Annotated in this window: 1 protein-coding gene and 1 pseudogene; one reads left to right on the top strand and one right to left on the bottom strand. The window is 67.5% G+C overall.

The genetic code is table 11. From position 1 onward, the window contains the following. A pseudogene (locus ACWEPF_RS39945) lies at positions 1-691 on the bottom strand (IS5 family transposase); the annotation flags it as partial. A gap of 146 nt (positions 692-837) precedes the next feature. Between ACWEPF_RS39945 and ACWEPF_RS39940 the strand changes: the two are divergent. Next, positions 838-1,215: a DUF3592 domain-containing protein gene (locus ACWEPF_RS39940; protein ID WP_452176535.1), complete on the top strand. Its 378-nt coding sequence runs from the start codon at positions 838-840 to the stop codon at positions 1,213-1,215. Positions 1,216-1,304 lie beyond the last annotated feature (89 nt).

Genomic DNA, 1,304 nt, shown 5'->3' with positions numbered 1-1,304 from the left:
TGGCGGTTGGCAACCTGGTCGCGGCGTTCGGGGATCGTGGCGGCGATGCCCCGACGCCGCAGCAGGTGGCGGATCGCCCGGCTGGAGTAGGCCTTGTCGCCCAGCACCCGCGTCGGCGTCGTGCGCGGGCGGCCCGTGGCGATGCGCGGGATGCTGATCTTGTCGAGGACCTGGGCGAACTCGGTGGCGTCGTTGACATTGCCGGGCGTGAGCACGATCGACAGCGGCAGGCCCCGGCCGTCGACAGCGAGGTGGACCTTGGTGGTCAGCCCGCCTCGGGACCGGCCGAGCGCCTGGCGTGTCTGCGAGCGGCCCGGATCTTCCAGTTCGTCCCCGTCTGCGGCCCCCTTTTGCGTGCGCCGGCGGCGTGCTGGTGGGCCCGGTTGATCGTGGAGTCGACTGCGACGGTCCACTCCACCCGGCCCATCGAGTCGTCGCGGACCTGGACCTGCTTCAACAGCCTTGCCCACGTGCCGTCCGTGTCCCAGCGGGCGAAGCGCTCGTAGACGGTTTGCCACGGCCCGTACCGCTCAGGCAGGTCGCGCCATGGAGCCCCTGTCCGCAGCCGCCACAGCACACCATTGACCACCTGACGGTGATCACGCCACGGACGACCACGCCCGTCCGCCAGCGGCAACAAGGGCTCTATCTGCTCCCACGCTGCGTCCGTCAACTCACCTCGACCTGCCACAAGATCAAGTATCAGCCAGGTCTTAGGGGGTGCTGTTCGGATCAGGGAGCCGCGCGTGCAGCCGGGTCCGAGAGGACTGCACGCTGGGCAACTCATCGGTGTCGAGGCATCGCCTCTACGATGGCCCTGTGGGGGATCTGATAGTGATGTGGCTGGTCACCGTCGTCGGCGTGACCGGGTGCGTGGCGGGGGTGCTGTGGATACGGTTCGGGATCGGCTTCAAGAGCCGGTGCATACGCATCGACGCGGAGGTCATCGGAGTGCGGGAGCACGAGGACGGTGACGGCGACGTGCACATCTACCCGATCGTCCGCTTCACGCCCCCGGGCGGCACCACAGTCGAAGGTGAGTCGTCCGCCCGTATCAACGAGTTCACGCCCCCGGACACGATCAGCGTGTTCTACGACCCCCGTAGTCCCAAGTCCTTCAGCGAGAGCTCCCGGATCGACATCCTCGGCGGCCTCGTCCTGCTGGCCTTTTCCAGTCCCCCGGCCATCATTGGCCTGTGGTGGCACCTCTGCTGACGCCGGACCCGTCCCGTTTCAACGTTGACTCAGCCAGTCTCCGGCTGCCAAGCCTGCCCATACTTGATCTTGCAGGTCGAAGTGAGTCG

The organism is Kitasatospora sp. NPDC004289, assembly GCF_053602875.1.
Note: the sequence above shows the minus strand (reverse complement) of the source record. Positions and strands in the feature narration are given on the sequence as shown.

Excerpts from the sequence above, each read along its gene's own strand:
- ACWEPF_RS39940 (WP_452176535.1), top strand. The coding sequence starts at position 838 with ATGTGGCTGGTCACCGTCGTCGGCGTGACCGGGTGCGTGGCGGGGGTG.